The sequence below is a fragment of the Sphingomonas faeni genome, from assembly GCF_023195535.1.
In the GTDB taxonomy this organism is placed as follows: Bacteria; Pseudomonadota; Alphaproteobacteria; order Sphingomonadales; family Sphingomonadaceae; genus Sphingomonas; species Sphingomonas faeni_B.
On the sequence record NZ_JALPNF010000004.1, the window covers coordinates 131,065 to 148,679 of the forward strand.

The 17,615-nt window shown below is 66.0% G+C and carries 15 protein-coding genes and 1 tRNA gene; 9 read left to right on the top strand and 7 right to left on the bottom strand.

Annotation, left to right across the window (positions count from 1 at the left end):
* Together SPHN_RS10395 and SPHN_RS10400 are read left to right on the top strand one after the other, a co-directional pair.
* Entirely contained in the window at nt 1–900 is a 900-nt protein-coding gene (locus SPHN_RS10395; RefSeq protein WP_349238499.1) for a tyrosine-type recombinase/integrase, read from the top strand.
* 53 nt (nt 901–953) lie between these two features.
* On the top strand, nt 954–1,901 hold the full coding sequence (locus tag SPHN_RS10400) for an acetyl-CoA carboxylase carboxyltransferase subunit alpha (RefSeq protein WP_248523080.1): 948 nt from the start codon (nt 954–956) through the stop codon (nt 1,899–1,901).
* Between the two features lie 98 nt (nt 1,902–1,999).
* Here SPHN_RS10400 and SPHN_RS10405 read toward each other — a convergent pair whose 3' ends face one another.
* Together SPHN_RS10405 and SPHN_RS10410 are read right to left on the bottom strand one after the other, a co-directional pair.
* Nucleotides 2,000–2,164: a Flp family type IVb pilin gene (locus SPHN_RS10405; RefSeq protein WP_132897650.1), complete on the bottom strand. Its 165-nt coding sequence runs from the start codon at nt 2,162–2,164 to the stop codon at nt 2,000–2,002.
* 122 nt (nt 2,165–2,286) lie between these two features.
* Nucleotides 2,287–2,472 (bottom strand): Flp family type IVb pilin, encoded by a 186-nt coding sequence (locus SPHN_RS10410; RefSeq protein WP_432715078.1) that lies wholly within the window; start codon nt 2,470–2,472, stop codon nt 2,287–2,289.
* 49 nt (nt 2,473–2,521) lie between these two features.
* Here SPHN_RS10410 and SPHN_RS10415 point away from each other — a divergent pair, with 49 nt between their 5' ends.
* Nucleotides 2,522–2,950 carry a (deoxy)nucleoside triphosphate pyrophosphohydrolase gene (locus SPHN_RS10415; protein WP_248523081.1) on the top strand — a complete coding sequence of 143 codons (429 nt, stop codon included), beginning with the start codon at nt 2,522–2,524 and terminating at the stop codon, nt 2,948–2,950.
* A 303-nt stretch (nt 2,951–3,253) separates the two neighbouring features.
* On the opposite strand, the gene SPHN_RS10420 is transcribed toward SPHN_RS10415, so the two are convergent.
* Nucleotides 3,254–3,327 (bottom strand) — tRNA-Cys (locus SPHN_RS10420).
* A gap of 431 nt (nt 3,328–3,758) precedes the next feature.
* Here SPHN_RS10420 and SPHN_RS10425 point away from each other — a divergent pair.
* The 6 genes from SPHN_RS10425 (at nt 3,759) to SPHN_RS10450 (ending at nt 13,324) form a co-directional block, all read left to right on the top strand.
* Nucleotides 3,759–4,442: a protein-L-isoaspartate O-methyltransferase family protein gene (locus SPHN_RS10425; RefSeq protein ID WP_248523304.1), complete on the top strand. Its 684-nt coding sequence runs from the start codon at nt 3,759–3,761 to the stop codon at nt 4,440–4,442.
* 4 nt (nt 4,443–4,446) lie between these two features.
* A complete protein-coding gene (locus SPHN_RS10430; protein ID WP_353460933.1) occupies nt 4,447–5,979 on the top strand; it encodes a TolC family outer membrane protein in 1,533 nt (510 codons plus the stop codon).
* A gap of 35 nt (nt 5,980–6,014) precedes the next feature.
* Nucleotides 6,015–6,596, top strand: coding sequence for a DUF2497 domain-containing protein (locus SPHN_RS10435; protein WP_248523083.1), 582 nt, complete (start codon nt 6,015–6,017; stop codon nt 6,594–6,596).
* 54 nt (nt 6,597–6,650) lie between these two features.
* Nucleotides 6,651–8,264: a histidine kinase famiy protein gene (locus SPHN_RS10440; protein ID WP_248523084.1), complete on the top strand. Its 1,614-nt coding sequence runs from the start codon at nt 6,651–6,653 to the stop codon at nt 8,262–8,264.
* Between the two features lie 39 nt (nt 8,265–8,303).
* A complete protein-coding gene (locus tag SPHN_RS10445; RefSeq protein ID WP_248523085.1) occupies nt 8,304–11,246 on the top strand; it encodes a valine--tRNA ligase in 2,943 nt (980 codons plus the stop codon).
* 572 nt (nt 11,247–11,818) lie between these two features.
* Nucleotides 11,819–13,324: an MATE family efflux transporter gene (locus tag SPHN_RS10450; RefSeq protein ID WP_282580534.1), complete on the top strand. Its 1,506-nt coding sequence runs from the start codon at nt 11,819–11,821 to the stop codon at nt 13,322–13,324.
* 125 nt (nt 13,325–13,449) lie between these two features.
* Here the strand turns inward: SPHN_RS10450 and SPHN_RS10455 are convergent, their stop codons facing one another.
* The 4 genes from SPHN_RS10455 to SPHN_RS10470 all read right to left on the bottom strand — a co-directional run bounded on the left by SPHN_RS10455 (nt 13,450) and on the right by SPHN_RS10470 (nt 17,563).
* Complete coding sequence (locus SPHN_RS10455; RefSeq protein WP_248523087.1) at nt 13,450–14,214, bottom strand: NYN domain-containing protein; 765 nt, start codon at nt 14,212–14,214, stop codon at nt 13,450–13,452.
* A gap of 10 nt (nt 14,215–14,224) precedes the next feature.
* Nucleotides 14,225–14,605, bottom strand: coding sequence for a DoxX family protein (locus SPHN_RS10460; RefSeq protein ID WP_248523088.1), 381 nt, complete (start codon nt 14,603–14,605; stop codon nt 14,225–14,227).
* A 236-nt stretch (nt 14,606–14,841) separates the two neighbouring features.
* Nucleotides 14,842–15,318, bottom strand: a complete 477-nt coding sequence (gene greB / locus SPHN_RS10465) for a transcription elongation factor GreB (RefSeq protein WP_248523089.1) — start codon at nt 15,316–15,318, stop codon at nt 14,842–14,844.
* Nucleotides 15,319–15,553: 235 nt separating this feature from the next.
* Complete coding sequence (locus SPHN_RS10470) at nt 15,554–17,563, bottom strand: lytic transglycosylase domain-containing protein (protein ID WP_248523091.1); 2,010 nt, start codon at nt 17,561–17,563, stop codon at nt 15,554–15,556.
* Nucleotides 17,564–17,615: the final 52 nt, after the last annotated feature.

Genomic DNA, 17,615 nt, shown 5'->3' on the forward strand with positions numbered 1-17,615 from the left:
GTGACCCACGCCACCGACCGCGCACTGATCGACCGGTTTCTGGAGATGATGGCGGCGGAAGCGGGGGCGGCGGCCAACACCGTCGCCGCGTATCGCAGCGACCTGACGCTCGCTTCGCAGGTGCTCGAAGGGCGGTTGGTCGAGGCGGATGTGGATGCGCTTGCGACGCTCGCCGGCGGCTGGTCGGCGTTGTCCCGCTCCACCGTCGGGCGAAAGTCCGCCTCGCTCCGCCGCTTCTTCGCGTTCCTGGCCGACGAAGGTCACCGCGCGGACGATCCCGGCAAGGCACTCCCGCGACCCGGCACCGCACGCACTTTGCCCAAAGTGCTGAGCCACGCCGATATCGACCGATTGTTCGCCGCGATCGCCGAGCGCGCCGTGCGCGATCCGCTCGACCCCAACGACCTGCGGCTCTCCGCGCTGTTCGAGCTGCTCTACGGCTCCGGTCTGCGCGCGACCGAACTCGTCAGCCTGCCGCGCAATGCGGTTCACCCCGATCGTCCGTTCCTGATCCTGCGCGGCAAGGGGGGGCGCGAGCGCCTCGTCCCGATTTCCGATCGCGCGCGCGCGGCGGTGGCGGTGTGGCGAACCCATGTCGCGACGGATCGCCTGTGGCTGTTCCCCTCGGGCAAGGGGCATCTCTCACGCATCCGCCTGTATCAGCTCGTCAAGGCGCTCGCCGCCGAGGCCGGCATCCCGCCTGATCGCGTCAGCCCGCACGTCCTGCGCCATGCCTTCGCAACGCACCTGCTTGCGGGCGGCGCCGATCTGCGCGCGCTGCAATCGATGCTCGGCCACGCCGATATCGCCACCACGGAGATCTACACGCACGTCGATTCGAGCCGCCTCGTCGAGCTCGTCAACACGCGGCACCCGCTGGCAGACCTGCCCCCGCGGTGACGCGAACAGGGCGCCGCGTTGACGCGGACGGCGTCGCACCGTAACCGCCGCTGATGCCAAGCTTCCTCGACTTCGAGAAACCGATCGCCGAACTCCAGGGCCGGATCGACGAACTCCGCGACACCGCCGCCGAAGGCAGCGTCGACCTCGCCGCCGACATTGCCCGCTTGCAGGCGAAGTCCGACAAGCTGCTGAAGGACACCTTCGCGCGGCTGACCCCGTGGCAGAAGACGCAGGTCGCGCGCCATCCCGAGCGTCCGCACTTTAAGGATTACGTCGCCGCGCTGTTCGACGAGTTCGTGCCGCTCGCGGGCGATCGCGCGTTCGGCGACGACCAGGCGATCATCGGCGGCTTCGCGACTTTTCGCGGGCGGAAAATCATGGTGCTCGGCCACGAGAAGGGCGACGACACTGCGAGCCGCCTGCGCCACAATTTCGGCATGGGCAAACCGGAGGGTTACCGGAAGGCGATCCGTCTGGTCGAACTCGCCAACCGGTTCGGCCTGCCGATCGTCACGCTGGTCGATACCTCCGGCGCGTTTCCCGGTATTCAGGCCGAAGAGCGCGGCCAAGCAGAAGCGATCGCCCGCTCGACCGAAGCCTGCCTCAATGCGGGCGTCCCGATCGTCGCGGCGATCGTCGGCGAGGGCGGCTCGGGCGGCGCGGTGGCGCTCGCGGCAGGCAATCGCGTGCTGATGTTCGAGCACGCGGTCTATTCGGTGATCAGCCCCGAAGGCTGCGCCTCGATCCTGTGGCGCACCGCGGACAAGGCACCCGAGGCGGCCGAAGCAATGCGGATCACCGCACAGGACCTGAAGGCGTTCGGCGTCATCGACGACATCGTCGCCGAACCGCTGGGTGGCGCGCATCGCGACCGGGTCGCGGCGATAGATGCGCTGGGCGACGCGCTGTCGTCGGCGCTCGACGATCTGGTGATGCTTGCACCGGCCGACCTGCGCAAGGATCGCCAAGCCAAGTTCTTGAAGATGGGCCGACTCTAAGCGTTGCGCTGCAGCGACTGAGGTGAATGCCCAATGAAAAGGGCGGCTGGACCGTAGTCCAGCCGCCCTGATCGGCCGCGATGTGAATCGCGGTACGCTTACTTGTTGAGCTGGGTCGCGACGTTGTTGAACGTCTTGTTCAGGCTGTTGCCCAGGCCCTGCATGGCAGCGATCGCGGCAACGGCGATCAGTGCGGCGATCAGGCCGTACTCGATTGCGGTCGCGCCCTTGGAATTCTTGAAAAACTTGCGAATCGTCTTCATTCCGGTCTCCATGGTTGGATTGCTTCAGTGTCACCCGGCTGGACCGGACAGGCCGGGTCAGCAGACCAAGAATTACGAGCCGTGCGTTGAGAAAGGCTTAAGCTGGCCCGGTTTTTTTAGGGTCAGCGAGCGGTCCTGACCTTGGTGTCGACGGTGTTCCACATACCCGTGGTCGAGTTGGCCAAGGCGGTCAGACCGACGATCATCGCGATCACGACAAAGGCCAGGATCAAGCCATATTCGATCGCGGTCGCGCCTCGAGTGTTGCGCCAAAAACGCGAGAGCGTTCGACCGGCGATCGTCGCCACGGAGAGTACAGCCTTCATAAGCAACAGTATAACCGAGGTGAATTAAGGAATGACCAACGATCGTCTCCGTTCGACCACATCGTCGCTCCTGCCGGTCGTTGCCGCCGCGCTGGTCGATCTGGAGGGGCGCGTGCTCCTTCAACAACGTCCCGAGGGTAAGTCGCTTGCGGGACTTTGGGAGTTTCCCGGCGGCAAGATCGAACCCGGCGAGACGCCAGAGGGCGCGCTGATCCGCGAGCTTGAAGAAGAGCTTGGCATTGCGGTACCGCAGGCCTGTCTCGCCCCCGCGGCCTTTGCGAGCGCGCCCCTCGGGGATCGCCATCTCGTGCTCTTATTATACGTCACGCGGAAATGGACGGGGGTCCCGCGCGCGCTCGAGGCAACGGCGTTGCAATGGGTGCGGCCCAGCGCGATGCATGCCTTGCCGATGCCACCGGCTGATCGTCCGTTGATCGGATTGCTGGACGCTTTGATCTAAGGCGCAACGTGCCGAAATCGGACAATGCCGGCTGCATGGGCCCGGTCACCTTGAGTATGACACTATACGCTTGATCTGGTGCGACCCGTGTCGCAAACCACGACCTCCAGCGTGCGTCCCCAAGACCGCACGCGGGCGTTGGACCGCGGCTCGCGCGAGATATTCCCTTTTCTCGAGCGAGCCGTTTTCGGTCTTCTCGTCGACACCCTGCTCGATGACCGCCGAAATCGTCCGCGGTCAGTCGGCGTATGACGCCCATCGTACAATTTGCTCGGGTATGCCGCAGTCTGGCGCTGCAGAAGTTGGAGGCCCGACCGGGAATCGAACCCGGGTGCGAGGATTTGCAGTCCTCTACGTCACCACTCCGCCATCGGGCCTCGATGCGGACGGCGCAAATGCTTCGTTTTGTACGCGCGGTCAACCGTGACGTGCTGCATGTCGCGAATTATCGTGATCCGATAGCGTGCGAAGGATGTCCGGCGCACGGACAATGAAGGTTGGCAAGCCGCTTTGCGATGGTCCGAAAGCCACCCATGTCCCATTTTTGGCGACGGGGGCGGCGTTTGCTGCTAATAATCGGCGCAGAGGTAGTGCCGTGGACTTCCGCATGCGCCCTCGACGTCCCGCCCGCGACATCTTCGGTGTCACACGGGCGGGCGGGGCGTCTACATCGCAAAATCGTTCTATCTCGGACCCGCTGAGCGTAACTCCGGCTTGGCGCGGTCGCTGGTGCGCGATACACATCGACGCGACAACTAGTGTATTGCGCAACTAAAACAGTTGTGCGACAGGATGGGTTATGACGACGATGAGCCTCGAGACCGAAAACCCTATTTTGGCGCCCGCTTCGGCGTTCGAGACCATGCGTCACGCGATGGTCGCGAGCCAGCTCCGGACCAACGCGGTCAACGACCAGCGTGTCGTTGCGGCGATGGCGCGGGTGCCGCGCGAGCAGTTCATGCCCGAGGGCGTGCGCTCGATCGCCTATCGCGACGCGGCTATCCCGCTCGGTGGCGGTCGTCATGTCAACGTGCCGATGGCGACCGGCCGGCTGCTGACCGAGGCGTATCTGACCGCGACCGACCGCGTGCTGCTGATCGGCGCCGCCACCGGCTACACCGCCGCGGTACTGAGCGAGATCGTCGGGTCGGTCGTCGCCGTCGAAAGCGATCCCGCATTGCTGGCGATCGCGCGCACTGCGCTTGCCGGTGTCGGCAACGTCGAACTGGTCGAGGGCCCGATGCAGGATGGTCACGCTGCCGGGGCACCGTATGACGTGCTGATCGTCGACGGCGCGGTCGAGTCGGTGCCCGACGCGCTGATCGCGCAGGTCCGCCCGGATGGTCGCGTGACCGCCGGCATCGCCGAGCGCGGGCTCACCCGGCTGGCGTCGGGACGTAAGACCGATGGCGGCTTCGCGCTTGTCGCGTTCGTCGATGTCGAGTGCGTCGTGCTCCCCGGTTTCGAAACCCCCAAGCCTTTCAGGTTCTGAGCCTATGATGTTGCGCACCGCTCGTTGCCGCCGCTTGCTTGCGAGTGTTGCGCTGATCTATATCGCTGCACCAGCAAGTGCGGAGACGCTTCGCGAGGCGCTGGCCAAGGCCTACACCACCAACCCGATCATCACCGGCCAGCGCGCGACGTTGCGCGCGACCGACGAGAACGTGCCGATCGCGCGCGCCGCCGGTTTGCCATCGGCGAATGCGACCGGCGACTATACCGAATTCGTCGTGACCGCGGCGAACAGCTTTATCGCTTTGCCCCGGCAGGCCGTGGCGCGCGCCAACGTGTCGGTGCCGCTGTATCAGGGCGGGCAGGTCCGCAATTCGGTCGCCGCCGCCAAAACGCGCGTCGAGGCGGGCCGCGCTACGCTGCGCGGCACCGAGGCCGATCTCTTCACCAACGTCGTCGCGGCGTACATGGATGTGATCCGGGACGAGGCGATCGTTGGACTCAACACGCAAAACGTCCGCGTCCTCGACGTCAACCTGCAAGCCAGCCGGGATCGCTTCCAGGTCGGCGATCTCACCCGTACCGACGTGGCCCAGTCCGAAGCGCGGCTCGCGCTTGCCCGTGCGCAGCTCCAGTCGGCGGAGGCGCAGCTGATCTCCAGCCGCGAGAATTACATCCGGTACGTCGGCACGCCAGCCGGGACGCTCGAGACGCCGCCGACCCTGCCGCATCTGCCCGACAGCCCTGCTTCGGCCGTAACCGTCGCAATCGAGAACAACCCGGTCCTGATCGCCGCCGCCAAGGAGCGCGATGCGACCCGTTATGATGTCGGTGTCGCGCGCGCGAGCCGCCTGCCGCAGATCAGTGCAGTGGGCGGGGCAAGCTACACCAACTATCTGGGTTCGGCATCGACGACCGACGGCAGCATCAACACGTTTCCCAACGTGAACAAGGCGGTCCAGGCCGGGCTGTCGCTGACCCTGCCGTTGTTCCAGGGCGGCCGCCCCGCCGCGCAGGTCCGCCAGGCCGAGGCGTTCCAGAGCCGCGCGATCGAGAACGTCACCGCGACCGAACGCAACGTGATCTCGCAGGCGCGATCCGCCTTCGCCGTCTGGCGTTCGTCGGAACAGGTGATCCAGTCGTCCGAGACCGCGGTCAACGCCAACAAGCTGAGCCTCGAGGGCGTCCGCGCCGAGAACAGCGTCGGCACGCGTACCATCCTCGACATCCTCAACGCCGAGCAGGAATTGCTCAACAGCCAGGTGACTCTCGTCACTGCTCGACGCGACGCCTATGTCGCGGGCTTCGCGTTGCTGGCGGCGATGGGGCAGGCCGAGGCGCGCGATCTCGGGCTCGACGGCGGCGTGCTGTACGATCCGGTCGCCAATTATCAGCGCGTCCGCCACAAGATCTGGGATTTCGGCGGCGATGGCGAGCCGGTGCCGGTCGCCACCAGTACCGCGCAATCGCCCGCACAGGATGCCCGCGTCGCGCCGCAACGCGACCCGTTGCTCGATACGCCGGTTGACAGGAACCCCGCCTTAACCACAGGTATGGCGGCGCCGAGCCGCCAATAGGGGTGTGCGCGGCTACGGGGTTTGGGATGGTCCGGATGGGGGACGTGAACGGCGAGCCGTCGATGGAGGAAATCCTCTCGTCGATCAAACGCATCATCGCCGAAGAGGGCGACACGCCCGGCCGGTCGCGCCGTCCGTCCCGGACGGTGTCGGCATCGGTCGAGCCTGCCCAGGGTTATCAGGAGCCCGCCTATCGGGACGCCGCGTATCTCGACGACGAGATCGACGACGATGAAATTCTCGAATTGAGCGATCCGATGCCGATGGTCGACCGTACACCCCGCACGCCGAAATCCCCGGTACTGACGTCGGTCGATGCCGCGCCGGAACCGCGTCAGGCCGCAGCCAAGCCGCAGGCACAGGTCCAGGCGCCGCCCGCGGAGGCGACGTCCGAGTCGATCGTGTCGCGCGAAACCGCCGCCGCAACGCGCGCGCCGCTCGAAGCGTTGACGCGGATGATGATCAAACCCGACACCAACAGCGACGGTACGCTCGAGGGGCTGGTCCGCGAGATGCTGCGGCCGATGCTGCGCGAGTGGATCGATGCGAACCTGCCGCATATGGTCGAGGACATGGTCGCGCGAGAAATCGCCAAGATCATGAACCAGCAGCCTTAATCTTCGCGTCGCCCCGGCGGGAACCTGTGTGGTTCCGCCGGGGTTACGCTTTCCATGTCCGATCCGAGCACGCAAAATCCGGTAGCCCAGCAGGCCCCGACCCTTGCTCCGGTCGAGGGAAGGCCGAGCAACCGTATCGCGCCTGCCGACGCGGGCAGCGACATCTTTTTTGCCGCCGTACAGACCACGCGGATGCCGATGGTCGTGACCGACCCGCACCGCGACGACAACCCGATCATCTTCTGCAACGAGGCGTTCTCGTTCATGAGTGGCTATTCGCAGGACGAGATCCTCGGCAAGAATTGTCGCTTCCTCCAGGGCCCCGAGACGGACCGGGCTGCGGTCGCCGAGGTCCGGGCGGCGATCGAAAAGCGCGAGGAAGTCGCGGTCGAACTGCTCAACTACCGCAAGAACGGATCGACGTTCTGGAATGCGCTGTTCGTGTCGCCGGTCTTCGCCGAGAATGGCGAGCTGCGCTATTTCTTCGCCAGCCAGCTAGATATTTCGCGCCGTCGCGAGGCCGAGGAAGCGCTCCACGAGGCGCAGAAGATGGAGGCGGTCGGCAAGCTGACCGGCGGGATCGCGCATGATTTCAACAATCTGTTGCAGGTCATCCAGGGCTATGCCGATATCCTCGACGCGCGGATCGACGCGAACGATCGCTCTGCCCGACGCGCGGTCGACGCGATCTCGACCTCGGCCTCGCGCGCGGCCACGCTGACGCAGCAATTGCTCGCGTTCGCGCGAAAGCAGGAATTGCGCGATCGGCTGATGAACCTCAACCAGCTGATCGGCGATTTCCGTGCGATCCTGGAGCGCAGCATCGGCACCGGCATCACGCTCAAGCGCGACTTGGCCGCTAACCTGTGGAACTGCCGTGTCGATCCGGTCCAGGCCGAGATGGCGCTGCTGAACATCGTTTCGAACGCGCGCGACGCGACCGGCGGCACCGGCAGGGTCACGATCGCGACGCGCAACACAGTGCTGCCCGAGGACGCCAGCGTCGCGAAGCTGGAACCCGGCGAATATGTCGTCGTCAGCGTCTGCGACGACGGCCCGGGCATCGACCTTGCCACCGCCGACAAGCTGTTCGAACCGTTCTTCACGACCAAGGAAATGGGTAAGGGCGCCGGGCTCGGGCTGGCCATGGTCTACGGCTTCATGCGCCAGTCGGGGGGCCTCGCCACCGTGCGGAATGGCGACAATGGCGGGGCGGAGTTCTCGCTGTATTTCCCGCGTGCGAGTGGCGCGGTCGAGCGCAAGCCTTCGGCACCCGTCGCGCCGCGGTCCGGTGGGGCCGAGCGGGTATTGATGGTGGAGGATCAGGCGGAAGTCGGCGAGCTCGGACGCACGATCCTGGAGGATCTCGGTTACGACGTCGTGCTGGTCAACAGCGCGCGCGGAGCCCTCGACACGCTGGCGCGCAATTCGGACTTCGCGTTGCTGTTCACCGACATCCTGATGCCCGGCGGGATGAACGGCGTCACCTTGGCCCAGTCGGTACGGCGCGATTATCCCCGCACCGCCGTGCTGTTGACGACCGGGTTTGCCGACGAGGCGATCGACGAGGGAAGCCGGTCGTTCGAACTGATCCGCAAGCCGTATCGGCGCAACGAACTCAACGAGCGGATCCGCGCGGTGCTCGACAAGCCCGGCGCGCGGACGTGACGCTGGCCTAGCCCGAACACGCTCGCTAAGGCTTTCGGCATGAGCGAGCTTCCCAAAACCTTCGACCCGGCCTCCATCGAATCGCGCTGGTACGCGCATTGGGAGGCCAGCGGCCAATTCCGCCCCGACCGCCCGAACGCGGAACCCTGGACGATCGTCAACCCGCCGCCCAACGTCACGGGCAGCCTGCATATCGGCCATGCGCTCGACAACACGCTGCAGGATATCCTGACGCGCCACGCCCGTCTGAAGGGCAAGGACGCGTTATGGGTGGTCGGCACCGATCACGCGGGCATCGCGACGCAGATGGTGGTCGAGCGCCAGATGGGCGCGATGTCCCCGCCGCAGAAGCGCACCGACCTCTCGCGCGAGGACTTCATCGCCAAGGTCTGGGCGTGGAAGGAAGAGAGCGGCGGCGAGATCACGCAGCAGCTCCGCCGGCTTGGCTGCTCGATGGACTGGGCGAACGAACGCTTCACGATGGACGAGGGCTTTTCGAAGGCCGTCCTGAAGGTGTTTGTCGACCTCCACAAGGAGGGGCTCCTGTACCGCGACAAGCGCCTGGTGAATTGGGACCCGGGCCTCGGCACCGCGATCAGCGACCTCGAAGTCGAGACGCGCGAGATCAAGGGGAGTTTCTGGCACCTCCGCTATCCGCTCGCCGACGGGTCGGGCTTGATCGAGGTGGCGACGACGCGGCCCGAGACGATGCTCGCCGACATGGCGGTCGCGGTGAACGCGTCGGACGCACGCTACACGCATCTGATCGGCAAGCAGGTGAAGCTGCCGATCACCGGACGCCTGATCCCGATCATCGCCGACGACCATGCCGATCCCGAACTCGGATCGGGCGCGGTGAAGATCACGCCGGGGCATGATTTCAACGATTTCGAGGTCGGCAAGCGCGCCGGAATGGCCGCGGGCACGATGCTCAACATGCTCGATGCGAAGGCGCGCGTCGTACAGGTGTCGGACGGGCTGATCCCAGACGACCTGCTCGGGCTGACGACGGCGGAGGCGCGGAAGGCCGTCGTCTCGCGGTTGAAGGCAGAGGGCTTTCTGATCCCGCACGTCGACAAGGACGGCGAAGAGCACGACGCCGAGCCGCGCACGATCCAGACCCCGTATGGCGACCGCTCGGGCGTGGTGATCGAGCCGTGGCTGACCGACCAATGGTATGTCGACGCGAAGACGCTCGCGCAGCCGGCGATCGAGGCGGTGCGGACCGGCGCGATCGATATCGTCCCGAAGACGTGGGAGAAGACGTTCTTCAACTGGATGGAGAACATCCAGCCCTGGTGCGTGTCTCGCCAGCTTTGGTGGGGGCACCGGATTCCGGCATGGTTCGGATATCCAATTTGGGGAGCCGATTTTCCGAAGCTCAAGCCGGATGACATCGGTAGTCCGTCCTCGCCGCTGCCCACCTTCGTGGCTGAAAACGAAGAGGACGCGATTGCTGAGGCGGAACAGTTTTACCGCGAAAACTGGGACCTAAGTGGCAAGGCTTTCTCCGTCATCATCGGAAATGAAGCCGGCCTCAACGTAAATCATGACACGGTAACGGCGTCTATTCGTCGCGACCCCGATGTGCTCGACACGTGGTTCTCCAGCGCGCTCTGGCCCTTCGCCACGCTCGGCTGGCCTGAGGAGGGTGCCGTTCCCTCTCCCCTCCGGGGAGAGGGCCAGGGTGAGGGGCAGCCAAGCAGCGCGACGCCCGGTACGACCCCTCACCCCGACCCTCTCCCCGCAGGGGAGAGGGAGCAGAAGCAACTCGGCGGCCGCTACCCGAACGACGTGCTCATCTCCGGCTTCGACATCCTGTTCTTCTGGAACGCGCGGATGATGATGCAGGGGCTGCACTTCATGAAGGACGTGCCGTTCCGCACGCTCTACCTCCACGGCCTGGTCCGAGCGGCAGACGGCGCGAAGATGTCGAAGTCGAAGGGCAACGTCGTCAATCCGCTCGGGCTGATCGACCAGTACGGCGCCGACGCGCTGCGCTTCTTCATGGCGGCGATGGAGAGCCAGGGGCGCGACATCAAGATGGATGAGAAGCGCGTCGAGGGCTATCGCAACTTCGCGACCAAGCTGTGGAACGCCGCCCGGTTCGCGCAGGCCAACGGCATCGTCGCCAGCACGACGCTGGAGGCGCCGCGGGCGGAATTGGCCGTCAACAAGTGGATCATCGCCGAGACGATCGCGACCGTCCAGACGGTCGACCTCGCGCTCGCCGACTACCGCTTCGACGGCGCCGCCAATGCGATCTACCAGTTCGCGTGGAGCCGCTTCTGCGACTGGTATCTCGAACTGATCAAGCCGCAGATGGTAGGTGACGAGCGCGGTGTCATCGACGATGAATCGAAGGCGGTCGCGGGCTGGGTGCTCGACCAGATCCTGGTCCTGCTCCACCCGTTCATGCCGTTCATCACCGAGGAACTCTGGCACGCGATGGGCGCTCGCGAGCACGACCTGATCGTCGCGCAGTGGCCGATGGCGGATGCGCGCTCGCTCGATCCGGAAGCGAGCAAGGAGGTCGACTGGCTGATCCGGCTGGTTCAGGAAATCCGTACCGCGCGCAACGAACTGAACGTGCCGCCGGGCGCGCGCTTGCCGCTTCACGTCCGCGATGCGAATGCGGCGACTTTGGCGCGGCTCGAACGCCAGGCACCCGCGCTCGCCCGTCTCGCCCGCGTCACGCACGCGGACGGTGAAGCCACCGGCGGCGCGGCGCAGATCGTGGTCGATGAAGCGACGTTCGTCCTGCCGCTCGAAGGCGTGATCGACCTCGACTCCGAACGCGCCCGCCTGACCAAGGCGATCGCGGCGGCGGAGAAGGAGCGCGATGCGCTGTCGGGGCGCTTGGGAAATGCGAGCTTCGTCGAACGCGCCAAGCCCGAAGCGGTCGAGAAGGCCAAGGCGGACCATGCTGACAAGGCCGCCGAAGCCGCGCGGTTGCACGCAGCATTGGGACGCCTGGGCTGACCTGCTCCCCTCCCGCCTGCGGGAGGGTTGGGGGAGGGGCGTGCGTCAAAAGCCGGACGCCAGTACGTACGTCGCGCCCTCCCCCTGACCCCTCCCGCAAGCGGGAGGGGAATGCGTGGTTGGACAGCGCCCCGCGCTAACCAACCATCCGCCCGTACGTCCAATCGGCCATCCGTCCGTTCGTCCGTTCGTTCGTTCGTTCGTTCGTCCGTTCGTCCGTTCGTCCATCCGCCCGTCACCCCAGCTAAAGCTGGGGTATCCCGGTGAGTAAACGCAACGGCTACCCGACAACGGGGATACCCCAGCTTTCGCTGGGGTGACGGTTTGGGTGGAACGTTGGATTGTGTGTGCTGGCCATGCCACGCCCTACGTATTGTTCTCCCCCGAAGGCGGGAGCCCAGTCTGGATCGCCGCCTTCGCGGGGGAGACAAGGCGCGCTTAGTTCGGAGCGGGGGACCTACCCGCTTGTCCCGGCGTTCACTCCGCGGCTAGGCGTACCGCCGATAAGGCGCGCGCGTACATCGGTGGATGCCGGAACGTGTCCGGCATGACGGAGTGACTGTGTGAGCGATCTGCAATCCGACCGGCAGCTTGGCGCCGTCCCAAGCGAGCCCTCCAACGCGGGATCGCCTAGTCGTCCCCGCGGCAAACCCGGCCAGCGCGACCTCACCACCGGGCATATCGGCCGCACACTCCTGGCGTTCGCGCTCCCGACGCTTGGCTCGAACATCCTCCAGTCGCTCAACGGCTCGATCAACGCGATCTGGGTCGGGCGCTATCTCGGCGAGGGCGCACTCGCCGCCACCTCGAACGCCAACATCATCATGTTCCTCACCTTCGGCGCGGTGTTCGGGTTCGGCATGGCTGCGACGATCCTGGTCGGCCAGAGCTTCGGCCGCCACGATCTCGAAGGCGCACGCCGCGCGTTCGGCTCCGCCGTCGGCCTGGTCCTGGGCGGGGCGATCATCATCGCCGCGCTCGGCTGGGTGTTCGCGCCCGAAATCCTGCATCTGCTCGCCACACCCGGCGACGCGATGCCGCTTGCACTTGCCTATCTGCGCGTGATCTTCCTCGGGCTGCCCGCGTCGATGATGATGGTGCTGCTGATGATGGGCCTGCGCGGCACCGGCGATTCGATGACGCCGCTCTGGTTCATGCTGCTCAGCGCGCTGCTGGACAGCGGTCTCAATCCGTTGCTGATCGCCGGGATCGGCCCGTTCCCGCAGATGGGCATTGCCGGCTCGGCGATGGCGACGCTGATCGCAAGCCACGTCTCGCTGCTCGGGTTGATCGTCTACATCTACAAGCGCGACTTGCCGCTGCGGCTGCGCGGCAACGAACTCCGCTACCTGATCCCCGAGCGCGCGCTGGCCGGGACGATCGTGCGGAAGGGCCTGCCGATGGGCGCGCAGATGCTCGTCATGTCGACCGCAGGGCTGGCGATGGTCGGGCTGGTCAACCGACTCGGTGTCGATACCGCGGCGGCCTATGCGGTGTCGCAGCAGTTGTGGACCTATATCCAGATGCCTGCGCTGGCGATCGGGGCTGCGGTCAGTTCGATGGCGGCGCAGAATATCGGCGCAGGCCGCTGGGACCGGGTGGGCGACATCACGAAGTACGGCCTGCTGTTCAACGTGGCGCTGACCGGCGCGATGGTCGGCGTGGTGATCCTGTTCGACCGCCCGGTGATGACGCTGTTCATCGGCAGCGATAGCCCCGCGCTGCCGATCGCGCGGCATATCCAGCTGATCGCGAGCTGGAACTTCATCCTGTTCGGCATGACGATGGTGCTGTTCTCGACGGTCCGCGCGAACGGGGCGGTGATCGCGCCGCTGATCGCGCTGATCGTTGCGCTGTATCCGGTGCGGATCGGCTTTGCGTTGCTGGCGAAACCGTGGCTCGGGGCGGATGCGTTGTGGTGGAGCTTCCCGCTGGGGTCGCTTGCGACGCTGGCGATCGCGGCGTGGTATTATCGCTATGGCAACTGGCGAAAGGGCGCGCTGGTGGTTCCCGACGACAGCGAGGAACAGGCGCACGGCATGAGCGAGCCGGGCGGGCGGTTGCACCCGACGGGTTAAGGCGAAACGCGCTCCCCTCCCTGAAAGGGAGGGGCTGGGGGTAGGTAGGGCAGCTTTGCCGCCGACGTTCGATGATACGGAAGCCGACCCACCCCCGACCCCTCCCTTCCAGGGAGGGGGGAAGATTACCGCAGGCGTTTGACGAACGACCGGCCACCTTCGCGGCGCTCATGCTGGAAGTTCGGGATCGTCTCGATCAGGTCCGACAGCCGATTGAACCCGTAGTTGCGCGCGTCGAAGCTCGACCGGTTGCCTGCGAGCTGACCGAGTTCGGCGACGCTGGCATAGCCCTTCTCGTCGCGCTTTACGGCGTTGTAGGCATCGATCAGCAGCTTGATGACCTGCTCGTCGATCGGCTGTGCGGTCTTCGGCCGAGCGACGGGCGCTGGCGCCGCTGCCTTCTCGCCAGCGACGGCGGCGGGGGCCGGGGCGGGCATCGCCTGCGACGTCTCGTTCAGCGCGCCGACGTCGATGAACCGGGTGCACGCCTGGCGGAATCCCTCCGGCGTGCGGCTGGTGCCGAAGCCGTACACCGGGATGCCATCTTGGCGGATGCGCGTGGCGAGCGGCATGAAGTCGCTGTCCGACGACATGATGCCGAAGCCGTCGATGCGCCCGCGGAACAGCAGGTCCATCGCGTCGATCGTCATCTTCATGTCGGTCGCGTTCTTGCCCTTGGTCAGGTCGAACTGCTGCTGCGGCTCGATGCCATGCTTGATCGACATGTCGCTCCACGCCTTCAGCGCAGGCTTCGACCAATTGCCATAGACCCGCCGGACGTTGACCGTGCCGAGTTCGGCAAGGACGGTCAGCACCGGGTCGAGCGTGGCGGCGGACGCGTTGTCCGCGTCGATCAGGAGGGCGACGTTGCGCGTTGTGGTATCGATCATGCGCGCAGGATTAGCCGCGCCCGCGCCCCGCGTCCACGCTCCACGCGCCGCCACCCGCTGCGGCGAGGTACAGGAAGACGAAGGAGTAGAGCACCGCCGGCTCGCCGCCATTGGCGATCGGGAAGGGGCCTTGCGGGAGATGCGCTAGGAAATAGGCGACCGCGGACATGCCCGACAGCACGAACGCCACCGGTCGCGTGAACAGGCCGATGATCAACATGCCGCCGCCGACGACTTCGAGTACGCCAGCGACGTAGAGCAGCGGGTTCATCGGCATCGGGAAAGGCGGCAGGCCGAAGAACTTCGAGATGCCGTGGCTGAAGAACACGAGCGCGACGACGATGCGCATGACGCTGAGCAGGCGGGCGGACCAGGTGGCGGGTATCGGCATGGCGGACGTCCTCGGGTGTCGTTGCGTTGGCGAAACGTCACACGGGCGCGGGGCTGGGTCAATTCGCGTAAATCGAAACGGATCGTTCGCGAGGGCAACTCACGATCCTCCCCCGCCAGGGGGAGGTGGCACCGCAGGTGACGGAGGGGGAGGACACGGAACGGCCCGTTTCGCCTGCCTCCCCCTCCGTCTGGCAAGAGCCAGCCACCTCCCCCTTGCGGGGGAGAATCGTGAAGTCAGGGATACGCGATCGCGATCACCTCATATTCGCGTTCGCCGGCGGGCAGGTCCACCCGGCGCACATCGCCGATCGCCGCACCGCGAAGAGCGCGGGCGAACGGCGAGTTCCAGCCGATCCGCCCATTGCTCGCATCCGTCTCGTCGTCACCGATGAGCGTCAGCACGCGCTCGACATCATCCTCGTCCGCGACCGTCACGCAGGCCCCGAACCACACGCGCGAGCGGTCCTCCTGCTGGGCGGGATCGACGACCTTGGCCGCCTTCATCTGCTTCGACAGCCAGCCAAGCCGGCGGTCGATCTCGCGCAGACGCTTGCGGCCGTAGATATAATCACCGTTCTCGGAGCGATCGCCATTGCCCGCGGCCCAGGAGATGACCTCGACCAAGGCGGGGCGCTCGGTCGACAGGAGTTGCTCGTATTCGGTGCGGAGTACGGCGTAACCGGTAGGGGTGATGTAGTTCGGGCGATCCATGCGCGAGGCTATACCGCCTCGAGATCGGTCACCCTAGCCGCAACAACCGTCTTCTTGACCACAACGCCCGTCACATCGACAGCAACATCTGTCATCTCGGCAGCAACGCCCGTCACCCCAGCGAAAGCTGGGGCCTCCCGCGGCTCCAGTCCGACCGACAACCGGGATACCCCAGCGTTCGCTGGGGTGACGAGTATTTGGGGCGGGGAACACTCTTAAGTGATCAACTAAGTGATCAGCCCGGCCGGTTCTTCCCCAGATACCACGACAGCCGCGCCGCCCCCCGGCTCTTCGCCCGCGCGGGGTTCATCAGGTCGTAGACCACCGCATTCTCCAGCACGCGCTGTACGTAGTTGCGCGTCTCCTGGTACGGGATCGCCTCGACCCAATCGATGATATCGACCGAGCCGGTCCGCGGGTCGCCGTTCGCGCGGAGCCATTTGTTCACGTTGCCGCCGCCCGCATTATACGCCGCCACCGCCAACGGATAACTGCCGTAATTGGCGTACACGCGCTGAAAATAGCTCGACCCCAGCATGATCGACATGTTCGGATCGGTCGTCAGCGCCGCCTGGTTATACGCCAGCCCGATCTTCCCCGACTGCTCGCGCGCGGTCGCCGGCATTAGCTGCATCAACCCACGAGCTCCTGCATGCGACACCGCCGCCCGATCGAACTGGCTCTCCTGCCGCGAGATCGCGTGGATGATCGTCCAGTTATTCTCATACCCCGCCGGCACCGACACCATCGGGAAGCCGACCGCGGAGTAATCGCTGAGCCCGTTCGCCAGCGCGCTGCGCCCGACCATTACGCCCAGATCCGGCCGGTTGATGCTCTTCGACAGTTCCGCGGCGAGCAGGTGATCGGTGTCGGTCGTCGCATCCGCCGCGATCTGGCGGACGAACGCGGTCTGGTCCTGCCAGTCGGCGATCTGCCCGAGGAACTTGACCGCGCGCACCGTCTCGCGCCGCTCGAACGCGGCGCGTGCGGCTGGATCGACTGCCACCGAAGCGACCGAGGGCGGTGCGACCAGCGGGCGCCCGGTCCGCTCGTTCGCCAGCTGCCCGTAATATTGATCGCGGTAGCTTGCCGCCTGGCCGTAGAATGCCGCCGCCTGAGGCGCCAACCCGGCTGCCTCCGCCGCACGGCCCGCCCAGTAATAGCCCTTCGACCGCACCTGAGGCGAGCGCGAGCCGCGCGCGTACCGGTCGAACAGCGTCATCGCATCCGCCGGCCGCCCGAGCTGCTTCATCGCCACTCGTCCGCCGAGCCACGCGAGATTGGTGTATTCGTCGCGCTCGGCATAGGATTTCGTCGAGACGTCGGTACCAACCGGATACGCGTCGTCGATCTGCCGCGCGATGTCGTAGGCGACCTGATACTGCCCGTCGTTCGCCGCGCCGTTCGCGTTGGTGACGAGCACCTCGTACCATTCCGCCGCATTGCCCGGCCGCGTCACAAGCGACCGTGGCCGCGCCAGCCACGCCCGTGCCGAAGGGCTCGCCCCCGAATTGCGCAACCACTGTGCCCGGTCGGCGACATAGCCCGCGTCGTTCGCATACAGGCTCTGCGTCGAGGCCGAGATATCCGACGCGTTCGGCGCATTCATCCGGAACGCCAGCCGCGCCTGGAATATCGGCCGTCGCGCAGCGCTGGTCCAAACGATCTGTCGCTGCGCCGCGCCGGTCTGACCCGCCCACAACAGCGCATCCATCCGGGCGTCCTGGTCGTCCGGCGTCAGCGCACCGGGGAAGCCCGACGTCACCATCGCCTCGTCGGTCGGCGTCAGCCCGGCGCTGCGCCATGCTGTCCGGACTGCGGCATAGGCCTGATCCCGCGCGCCGGTTGCCTGCAAAGCGCGCGCATAGGCGACCCCGCCCGAAGCCGATTGCGGCGGATACCGGCGGAAGAACGCGACCACGCTGGTCGGCGAACCCGTCGCCGCCTTGCGCTCAGCCGCACGTCGGTTTGCCACCTCGTTTGGCCAGCCCGGATGCGCCATCAGGAAGCCTGCATAACTGTCGAACGGCAGCGCGTCGGTCTGTTGCAACGCCCGCCACTGTGCGATGGTCGAGGCGATCGCGCCGTCCGTCGCCATCGGCTGCGCGTTGGGCCCCATATTGGCCAACTGCGTGCTGTATCGATCTAGCGTTTGCTGACCCCCATCTCCTATGGCGCCCGAGGAAACAGCGGTCTGTGCGACGACTGCAAGAAGAAGGCTCGTTTTCAACATCGATGCTACCATGTGGACAGCATACGCCTCCAACCCGTATCTGTCCTGAACGAAATCCGGATTT

Excerpts from the sequence above, each read along its gene's own strand:
- SPHN_RS10400 (WP_248523080.1), top strand. The coding sequence starts at position 954 with ATGCCAAGCTTCCTCGACTTCGAGAAACCGATCGCCGAACTCCAGGGC.
- SPHN_RS10405 (WP_132897650.1), bottom strand. The coding sequence starts at position 2,164 with ATGAAGACGATTCGCAAGTTTTTCAAGAATTCCAAGGGCGCGACCGCA.
- SPHN_RS10415 (WP_248523081.1), top strand. The coding sequence starts at position 2,522 with ATGACCAACGATCGTCTCCGTTCGACCACATCGTCGCTCCTGCCGGTC.
- SPHN_RS10425 (WP_248523304.1), top strand. The coding sequence starts at position 3,759 with ATGAGCCTCGAGACCGAAAACCCTATTTTGGCGCCCGCTTCGGCGTTC.
- SPHN_RS10430 (WP_353460933.1), top strand. The coding sequence starts at position 4,447 with ATGATGTTGCGCACCGCTCGTTGCCGCCGCTTGCTTGCGAGTGTTGCG.
- SPHN_RS10435 (WP_248523083.1), top strand. The coding sequence starts at position 6,015 with ATGGGGGACGTGAACGGCGAGCCGTCGATGGAGGAAATCCTCTCGTCG.
- SPHN_RS10440 (WP_248523084.1), top strand. The coding sequence starts at position 6,651 with ATGTCCGATCCGAGCACGCAAAATCCGGTAGCCCAGCAGGCCCCGACC.
- SPHN_RS10445 (WP_248523085.1), top strand. The coding sequence starts at position 8,304 with ATGAGCGAGCTTCCCAAAACCTTCGACCCGGCCTCCATCGAATCGCGC.
- SPHN_RS10455 (WP_248523087.1), bottom strand. The coding sequence starts at position 14,214 with ATGATCGATACCACAACGCGCAACGTCGCCCTCCTGATCGACGCGGAC.
- SPHN_RS10460 (WP_248523088.1), bottom strand. The coding sequence starts at position 14,605 with ATGCCGATACCCGCCACCTGGTCCGCCCGCCTGCTCAGCGTCATGCGC.
- greB (WP_248523089.1), bottom strand. The coding sequence starts at position 15,318 with ATGGATCGCCCGAACTACATCACCCCTACCGGTTACGCCGTACTCCGC.
- SPHN_RS10470 (WP_248523091.1), bottom strand. The coding sequence starts at position 17,563 with ATGGTAGCATCGATGTTGAAAACGAGCCTTCTTCTTGCAGTCGTCGCA.